The 8,386-nt window shown below is 61.5% G+C and carries 7 protein-coding genes and 1 pseudogene; 7 read left to right on the top strand and 1 reads right to left on the bottom strand.

Annotation, left to right across the window (positions count from 1 at the left end; all coding sequences use genetic code 11):
• The 6 genes and pseudogenes from N4A58_RS03580 to N4A58_RS03555 all read left to right on the top strand — a co-directional run.
• Positions 1-556, top strand: a pseudogene (locus tag N4A58_RS03580) (aldehyde dehydrogenase (NADP(+))); the annotation flags it as partial.
• A 5-nt stretch (positions 557-561) separates the two neighbouring features.
• Positions 562-1,452 (top strand): 2-dehydro-3-deoxygalactonokinase, encoded by an 891-nt coding sequence (locus tag N4A58_RS03575; protein WP_293707904.1) that lies wholly within the window; start codon positions 562-564, stop codon positions 1,450-1,452.
• Positions 1,449-2,066: a 2-dehydro-3-deoxy-6-phosphogalactonate aldolase gene (locus N4A58_RS03570; RefSeq protein WP_293707902.1), complete on the top strand. Its 618-nt coding sequence runs from the start codon at positions 1,449-1,451 to the stop codon at positions 2,064-2,066. Before N4A58_RS03575 ends, N4A58_RS03570 begins: the two co-directional genes overlap by 4 nt.
• Before the next feature lies 1 nt (position 2,067).
• Positions 2,068-2,925: an SMP-30/gluconolactonase/LRE family protein gene (locus N4A58_RS03565; protein WP_293707900.1), complete on the top strand. Its 858-nt coding sequence runs from the start codon at positions 2,068-2,070 to the stop codon at positions 2,923-2,925.
• 22 nt (positions 2,926-2,947) lie between these two features.
• Positions 2,948-3,874, top strand: coding sequence for a Gfo/Idh/MocA family oxidoreductase (locus N4A58_RS03560; protein ID WP_293707898.1), 927 nt, complete (start codon positions 2,948-2,950; stop codon positions 3,872-3,874).
• Positions 3,867-4,907 (top strand): aldose epimerase family protein, encoded by a 1,041-nt coding sequence (locus tag N4A58_RS03555; RefSeq protein WP_293707896.1) that lies wholly within the window; start codon positions 3,867-3,869, stop codon positions 4,905-4,907. Before N4A58_RS03560 ends, N4A58_RS03555 begins: the two co-directional genes overlap by 8 nt.
• Positions 4,908-4,942: 35 nt before the next feature.
• Here N4A58_RS03555 and N4A58_RS03550 read toward each other — a convergent pair whose 3' ends face one another.
• Entirely contained in the window at positions 4,943-7,408 is a 2,466-nt protein-coding gene (locus tag N4A58_RS03550) for a penicillin acylase family protein (protein ID WP_293707894.1), read from the bottom strand.
• An 84-nt stretch (positions 7,409-7,492) separates the two neighbouring features.
• Between N4A58_RS03550 and N4A58_RS03545 the strand changes: the two genes are divergently transcribed.
• On the top strand, positions 7,493-8,365 hold the full coding sequence (locus N4A58_RS03545) for an NAD(P)-dependent oxidoreductase (RefSeq protein ID WP_293707892.1): 873 nt from the start codon (positions 7,493-7,495) through the stop codon (positions 8,363-8,365).
• Positions 8,366-8,386: the final 21 nt, after the last annotated feature.

The following is an 8,386-nucleotide window of genomic DNA, read 5'->3' as shown; positions in this document are numbered from 1 at the left end:
GGCCCGTGCAGCCCTGTCCGAGAGCGGTGCGCAGGTCATGCTGACCGACGGAATTGCGGCGGCCTATCGCGATGGTGCGGCCAAGATGCAGGGCGCGGCTGGGGTTCAGGACATGCTGACGTCAATGTGCGACACCCGCGAGGCCAAGCCGTTCCTGTTCCGCGTTTCTGCCGATGACTGGATCGGCAACCACGCCCTGAGCGAAGAGGTCTTTGGCCCGCTCGGTCTGGTGGTCGTGGCCAAGGACGAGGCCCAGATGATTGAGGTCGCCAAGTCCTTTGTCGGCCAGCTGACCGCGACCCTGCACATGGACGACGGTGATGCTGGCCTAGCGCGCCGTCTGCTGCCGGTGCTGGAGCGCAAGGCAGGCCGGGTTCTGGCCAACGGCTTCCCCACGGGGGTCGAGGTTTGCGACAGCATGGTTCACGGCGGACCCTATCCGGCGTCGACGAACTTTGGCGCGACATCCGTCGGTACCCTGTCCATCCGCCGCTTCTTGCGCCCCGTGTGCTACCAGAATATCCCCGCGTCGATCCTGCCGGACGATTTGGGGTAACCACGATGGCGGACGCAGTCATTGCTGAATGGATTGCGGTCGACTGGGGAACCAGTCGGCTGCGGGCTTGGGCAATGGATGGGGATCAGGTCCTTGCCGAGGCATCCTCGGACGACGGGATGGGGAGATTGACCCAAGACAGTTTCGAGCCTGCTTTGATCAGCCTCGTCTCGGGCTGGCTTGGCGATGGGCTGACCACCGTTCTTGCGTGCGGCATGGTGGGCGCGCGCCAAGGCTGGCAAGAAGCGCCGTACCGCGCTGTCCCCTGTGCGCCCGTGGCCGCCGGGGACACCACAAAGGTGGAAACGCAGGACCCAAGGCTGGATGTCAGGATCATCGCGGGGTTGTCGCAGGCAGTGCCAGCAGACGTGATGCGCGGCGAAGAGGTTCAAATTGCGGGGTTTCTGAGCCAGCAGCCCGATTTCGAAGGTGTCCTTTTGCTGCCCGGCACGCATTCCAAGCATGTGGAATTGGTAGACGGGCAAGTGCAGCGCTTTGCGACCCACATGACGGGCGAGCATTTCAATCTGATTTGCGCTCATTCGATCCTAAAGCATTCTATTGCCAAAGGGGCCCATGATCCCATGGCCTTTGCCGATGGTGTGCAGATTGGCCACGCGGGGAACGCGCTGAAACGGTTGTTTTCGATCCGCGCCGAAGAGCTTGTGGGGCAAAGCGATCCGGTCGCCGCGCGCAGCAAGCTGTCTGGCATGTTGATCGGTGCGGAGCTGTCGGATCTGGATCCCAAGCGCCCTACTATGGTGATCGGAAGCGGGGCCTTGTGCGACCTTTATCTTGCGGCGCTCGTTCAGATCGGGGTGGATGCTGCGGCCCGCGACGGGGGTGACTTGGTGCGGGCCGGACTAACAAAACTCTATTTGACGGAGCAAGCATGAGCGCTCGGAACATTATCGCGATTTTGCGGGGCATCACGCCTTCGGACGCTGCCTCAGCGGCAGAAGCTTTGGTGACAGCAGGCATTACAACGCTGGAGGTGCCACTGAACTCGCCGGATCCGTTCGACTCTATTGCCGCGATGAACGAAGCGGTCGGAGACCGCGCGACCGTCGGCGCGGGCACGGTCTTGACCACCGCCGACGTGGCCCGTGTGTCCGAAGCCGGGGGCACTCTGGTCGTATCACCGGACTGCAACGCCGAGGTCATCCGCGCCACGCGCGCGATGGATATGCAAAGCTGGCCGGGCTTTTATACACCGACCGAAGCCTTTACGGCGCTGCGCAGCGGCGCGACGGGCTTGAAATTATTCCCCGGTGCGTTGGCTGGCCCCAGCGGGCTAAAGGCGATGCGCGCGGTGCTGCCAAAGGGGACGTTGGTCTATGCCGTAGGCGGCGCTGGACCCGATAATTTTGGCGCTTGGCTGACAGCGGGTGCGGACGGATTTGGGATCGGCACAGCCCTTTATACGCCAGGCTTGGCGGTCCCAGAGATCGCTGCGCGTGCCGCGCAGATCGTGGCTGCCTACGATGCCGCTCGCGGGGCGGAGGACTAACATGACCACTTTCGACACAACCTTATGCGAGCTTGGCGAAGGGCCACTTTGGCACCCCGAGCGCCAAGAGCTGTTCTGGTTCGATATTACCGGCCGCCGTCTTTATGCGCGTGGCGCGGACGATCTGCGTCAGTGGGAACTGCCAGAAATGCACTCTGCTGCGGCTTGGATTGATCAGGAACGGCTGCTTGTTGCGTCTGAAACGGGCCTCTGGACCTTTGAGCTTGAGACAGGCAGCCGAGCATTGCTCGCGCCGCTTGAGGCTGAGAATGCGGTGACGCGGTCCAATGATGGGCGCTGCGACCCTTGGGGCGGGTTCTGGATTGGGACCATGGGGAAATCCGCCGAAACGGGTGCAGGCGCGATCTACCGCTTTGCCCAAGGAGAACTGCGCCAGTTGTTTCCTGATATCTCGATCCCGAATGCTATCTGTTTTGATGCAGAGCGCGGATGCGCCTACTTTACGGACACACCAACCGGACTGCTTTGGCGCGTTGCGGTGGATAGCGCGGGCTGGCCGACTGGCGCGCCCGATGTCTTGGCCGATGTGCGTGACCTTGGCTTGAATCTCGACGGGGCGGTGGTTCTGGCGGATGGCCGGATCGCGGTGGCTTGCTGGGGCGACAGTGCCGTGCATGTGTTGACCCCTGAAGGCGAATTCCAAGGGCGGTTTCCGATGCCTGCGCCCCATGTGACATGCCCTGCCATGGGCGGCGCGGATTTTACGCGGATGTTCTGCACGTCTGCGACCGAAGGGCTTAGCGCGGACGACCTGACGGATGCCCCCTTGTCCGGCGCCACCTTCGTGATTGAGGGCGCGCCTGCGGGGCGGCCCGAGCCTGCCTTTCCTTTGTCCTAACGACCCTCATGCGGAGCCAGCTATGACCAAACCGATTTCTCTGGGGCTCGTGGGCCTTGGGACCATCGCCCGCAACCAACACTTGCCGTCGCTGGCAGACACGCCTGCGCTGGAATTGACCGCCATCGCCAGCCGGAACGCATCTCTGGACGGAGTTCTGTGTTTTCAGGACATTCACGCGATGCTCGAAGGGTCTGATATTGCGGCGGTTTCCCTGTGCACGCCACCCCAAGGCCGGTTTGAACAAGCGGTCGCGACGATAGAAGCGGGCCGCCACCTGATGCTGGAAAAACCGCCGGGTGCGACCGTGTCAGAGGTGCAGGCGCTGGCGCGCTTGGCTGAGGCAAAGGGCGTGACCCTGTTCGCCACATGGCACTCGCGCGAGGCTGCGGCCGTCGAAAAAGCCCGCGAGATGCTGTCGGACACTGTAATCACGTCGGTCAAGATTTCATGGCGCGAAGACGTCCGCCATTGGCATCCGGGCCAAGAATGGATTTGGCAATCGGGTGGCCTTGGGGTGTTTGACCCCGGCATCAACGCGCTGTCGATCCTGACGCGGATCATGCCTGATCCGGTGCATGTGCACGCGGCGATGCTTGAGGTGCCCTCAAACAAACAAGCGCCGATCGGGGCGGAACTAGAGATGCGCTCGGCCAAGGGCGCGCCTGTCCACGCCGTGTTCGATTGGCGTCAGACCGGCCCGCAAACGTGGGATATCGAGGTTGAGACCGAAACTTGCACGATTACCTTGCGGGATGGCGGCGCGACTCTGCACCAAGGGGACACCTGCCTGATTGCGGCCCAAGACGAAGAATATCGGCGACTCTACAAACGGTTCGGCGAATTGATCGCTGCGGGCCAAAGCGAGGTCGATCTGGCGCCCATGCAACTGGTGGCGGATGCGTTCTTGTTGGCGGACAAGCGCGACACCGATCCGTTCCATGACTGAGCCTACGCCCTTTGGCCAGTTGCCGGACGGAACGCCGGTCGAGGTTGTCACCTTGCGCGCCGGCGTGGCCGAGGCGCGGGTGATCACCTTTGGCGCGGCGCTCCAAAGTTTGGTGTTGCCGGATCGGGCAGGGCATCTGGATGATGTCGTTCTGGGGCATGACGACTTGTCGGGTTATGTCGCGCATCGCAAGAATTTTGGCGCGACCGTGGGGCGCGTGGCGAACCGGATCGCAAAGGGTCAGTTCACGCTCGACGGGCAGACCTACCAGCTGCCGCAGAACAACGGTCAAAACACCCTGCACGGCGGGCCAGAGGGGTTTGACAGGCGCAACTGGCGGATCGTCGATCTGACGTCGGCCAGTGTCACGCTGGAACTGACCAGCCCCGACGGGGATCAAGGGTTTCCGGGTGCTCTGACGGTCCGAACCCGCTACGAGCTGCAGGAACGAGAAGGCGGCGTGCGCCTTGGGATCACCTATAAGGGCGAAACCACCGCACCGACGCCCTTGGCGATGACCCATCACAGCTATTTCGCGCTCGCGGGACACGGGAGGCTGAGGGACCGTCCGTCGTCGGCGCTTGAATACGATCTTGAAGTGCCAGCAAGCCGCTATTTGCCGACCGATGAGCACCAAATCCCTCTGGGGCCTGCGCCGGTTGGGGCGACGCCCTTTGATTTCCGCGAGGGGCGGCGGTGCGCCTCTGCGATCCGTGCGGGTGCGTTGGAGGGATATGATCATTGCCTGTGCCTTGACGTAGGCCGCGCCACTTTGGCGGACCCCGTATCGGGGCGGCGCATGCGCTTGACCACCAATCAGCAGGGCTTGCAGGTCTACACCAGCAATGCGTTGGACGGCAGTATCGCAGGGAAATCGGGGGTGTTCTATCAGCCCTATGACGCGATCTGTCTAGAGCCGCAGGCCTGGCCGAATGCGGTGAACATGGCTGGGGATCAATGTCCTTGCGATGTTATTTTGCGACCCAGCGACACCTATCGCTCAGTGATCACTCTGGATTTCGACACGATCTGACAGCAAAAGGCCCGCGCGTGGCGGGCCTGATCGCGTCATTGCGGTGTGATCGTCGTGATCCCCAGATTGGCGGCGCGGGCCAGCTCTGGGTCCAGCGCCATCGGCACGTATTCCCCCAAACGCCAGCGCACCCCAAGATCGTCGTAATGCCGCGACAAGAAGTGGCCAGACTGGCCAGTCGACGTCACAAAGACAGAGCTTTCTGGATCCGCGAAGTCATAGACCCCACGATATCCCGCGCCGTGCACGTTCAGGAAGGGGTCCGGACCCGACCCTTTGGTCAAGCCCCGCAAGAGCGTATCATCTCCGCCGCTGGTGGACTGCCGGATGTTGACAAAGTACCGCAGCACCGGCAACTCGCCAAGGACCTGATGATCGTGGGTCGCTTGGTGGGCGTCACCCCAACGCAAGCTTTGCAGCTTGGTGCCGTAAGTTTCAGAAATCCAGATCAGCGCGTCGTCCAGCGCCAGACGCGCCATCTCGGCGCAGGTTTCCTCTTTGGCGGATTGGCGGACGTTGCACCACTCGGCGGCTCCATCGATGTCGCGGTACACGCGCTCGATGAACAAGGGCTCCACATGAGTGAACTTGCCCGCCAGTGGGCCCAACTCATCCCGGATCAAGCGGTCTTGGAGCTCGCGCAGCCACGCGGCGTAGATCAGCGGTTCCGGCATGTGTTCGTTCATTTCGCCGTTCCAGCCGGCCAGCATCTCCAACGCCAGTTGTCGTGTGCGTTCCGGCGTGCCTTCTGCGGCGGCCTCGCCTGTAAACCACAGATCAGCCCCGATCAGCGGCAAAAGGGTCCGCGCGGTGATTGACACCGTGTCGAGCTGCGCCTCGATAAAGCTTTCTCGTGTGTGGACCTTGCGCGCCTGCATCAGACGGCGGAAGCGTTGCACGCGCTCTGTGTCGCCCCATTCAAACGACACATGTTCGGGAAAGGGGCGATCCACGATCTTGTTATTGGTATTGCCCAGAATACCGCCTTCGGGGTTCAGAAATTCGGGGTTCGACGTGTGGTAGTCCAAACGCCCGCGCCAACGGTTGCGGTTCAGCCAGCCGGGGCTTGGCATGCGGCCTTTGCTCTGATGGTTGGACAGGCGTCGGGGCATCGCACCAATCAGCTTGAGGCCGATGTTCCCTTGGGCATCGGCCAGCGAAAGGTTCTGAGAGGGGGCGATAAAGTCCTCGGCTGCGTTGATCGCGGCGGGCACGGACTGTGCTTGCATGATGTCAAAGGCTGCGCTGAACGAGGTGTCGTTCGGAGTCAGCATGGTCCATGACAGTGCAGCCACATGACCGCGCGGCGTGATCGAGCCCAGATTGTAATGCTCTGGCGGCATCACGGGGCCATTCCGTGTCCAACGCAGCATGAACGTCTGGGGGCTTTGACCTTTGATATTGATGATCGACGGGCGTTTGGTGAACGGCGCGTAACCGTCTGTCACACGGTATTCGTCCGGATTGTCGGGGTTTACTTCCTCGATAAACAGGTCCTGATCGTCGAGGTAAGAGGAGGTCAGCCCCCAGCCCAGCTTCTCGCTCCGGCCTGACAGGACCAACGGAATACCGGGAATGGTGCCGCCGATGACGCCTCCCGATTGCAGTTCCAGCCGTGCGAGATACCAGATGGTTGGGGCACTGAATCCCAAATGCGGATCGTTCGCCAAGAGCGCGCCACCGGCTGCGGACCGCGCATCACTGGCGACAAACGCGTTCGACGCCCCAGCAAAGTCCATCTCGGGAAAGGGCGAAAGCGGGTCCTTGACCTGATCGGCGCGGGCCAGTGCGGGCAGGGGCGCATCAAAGAGAGAAGCATACTCGGGCAGCGCGGCAATCCCTTCGCCAGGGACATCGGGAAGGATGTCTTTGACCCGCTCTGGCGTCAGCATCATCGAGGCTTGGGCGCGCAAGACTTCCGCCTCTAGATGACCCGAAAGCTGGACGGACATCAGTTTCAGGATCGCCAAGGAGTCCGCAGGGGTCCAAGGGGCGATTTGCGCGGGGAACAGGAACATCTCGGGCGCGCCGCGGCCCAAAGCCTTTTCGTTGATTTCGCGCAGGCGGGCATTCACGCCTGCCGCATAACCGTCCAGTGCAATCCGTGCTTCGGCGGTCTGCACTTCGACCGAACGGGCGGCAAGGTTATAGAGATCGAGTTGCCGCATCAGTCTGTCGATGGGTAGCGTGCGTTCACCAAAGAGTTCGGACAGGCGCCCTTGGGCCGTGCGGCGCATCATGACAATCTGCCAGAGGCGGTCTTGCGCTTGTGCATAACCAAGGCCGAAAAACACGTCGAAATCGTCGTCTGCAAAAATGTGCGGGACGGCCGCCGTATCGCGAACGATTTCAATTTCCCCTTTGGCACCAGAGAGTTGTATGTCGCGGCTATAGTCGGGCAGGGACCGTGCGGCCAGATAGTAGATCGCGAGAACAGCCAATGTCGCGGCCACAACGGACGCGACGGTCAAGCGCAAAAGCCACTTAAATACTCTCTTCATCGATACCTCTTTGGTTGACCGGCGCGCTATCCGGCTTAGGAAGGTGTGTGACGCCAATGGAAAAGACGCAAGGGGGTATTCATCATGGCAAAAGTCGCGTTTCTGGGTCTCGGGGTCATGGGGTATCCAATGGCTGGCCACCTTGCCAAGGCTGGTCATAGCGTAACTGTCTATAACCGCACCACCGCCAAAGCGGAAAAATGGGCCGAGGAATTTGGCGGCGCGTTCGCGGCCACTCCCGCCGAAGCGGCCAAGGGTGCCGAATTTGTGATGACCTGCGTGGGCAACGACGACGATTTGCGTCAGGTTTGCGCAGGCGAAAACGGCGCGTTCGCGGGCATGGACGCGGGCGCGATCCTCGTGGACCACACCACCGTTTCCGCTGCCGTCACATCTGAACTCTATGCAATCGCCAAAGAAAAGGGCCTGAGCTTTATCGACGCCCCGATTAGTGGCGGACAGGCGGGCGCTGAAAATGGCGTTTTGTCCGTGATGTGTGGTGGCGACGAAGACGCCTATGCCAAGGCCGAGCCTGTGATCGACGCCTATTCCAAAATCTGCCGCCGCTTGGGCGACAGCGGTGCAGGCCAGATGACCAAGATGGTTAACCAAATCTGTATCGCGGGCCTTGTCCAAGGTCTGGCCGAAGGGCTGAATTTTGCGGGCAAAGCAGGCCTTGATATCGAAGCTGTCGTCGAAGTGATCAGCCAAGGCGCGGCAGGCAGCTGGCAGATGGCCAACCGCCACCAGACAATGGCTAAGGACGAATATGACTTTGGCTTTGCAGTGGACTGGATGCGCAAGGACCTCGATATCTGCCTGCGCACCGGCGAAGAGCTGGGTGCCAGCCTGCCGGGCACAGCCTTGATCGACCAGTATTACAAAGATGTCCAAGCCATGGGCGGCGGGCGTTGGGATACGTCGTCTTTGATGGCCCGTTTGCGCAAGCTGGGTTGAAAGAAAACAACATTTTAGTGT

Source organism: Donghicola sp. (assembly GCF_025210255.1).
In the GTDB taxonomy this organism is placed as follows: domain Bacteria; phylum Pseudomonadota; class Alphaproteobacteria; order Rhodobacterales; family Rhodobacteraceae; genus Donghicola; species Donghicola eburneus.
This window is presented reverse-complemented; position numbering and strand designations above follow the sequence as displayed.

Bases quoted from the DNA above. Each gene is read 5' to 3' on its own strand.
- N4A58_RS03575 (WP_293707904.1), top strand. From the start codon at position 562: ATGGCGGACGCAGTCATTGCTGAATGGATTGCGGTCGACTGGGGAACC.
- N4A58_RS03570 (WP_293707902.1), top strand. From the start codon at position 1,449: ATGAGCGCTCGGAACATTATCGCGATTTTGCGGGGCATCACGCCTTCG.
- N4A58_RS03565 (WP_293707900.1), top strand. From the start codon at position 2,068: ATGACCACTTTCGACACAACCTTATGCGAGCTTGGCGAAGGGCCACTT.
- N4A58_RS03560 (WP_293707898.1), top strand. From the start codon at position 2,948: ATGACCAAACCGATTTCTCTGGGGCTCGTGGGCCTTGGGACCATCGCC.
- N4A58_RS03555 (WP_293707896.1), top strand. From the start codon at position 3,867: ATGACTGAGCCTACGCCCTTTGGCCAGTTGCCGGACGGAACGCCGGTC.
- N4A58_RS03550 (WP_293707894.1), bottom strand. From the start codon at position 7,408: ATGAAGAGAGTATTTAAGTGGCTTTTGCGCTTGACCGTCGCGTCCGTT.
- N4A58_RS03545 (WP_293707892.1), top strand. From the start codon at position 7,493: ATGGCAAAAGTCGCGTTTCTGGGTCTCGGGGTCATGGGGTATCCAATG.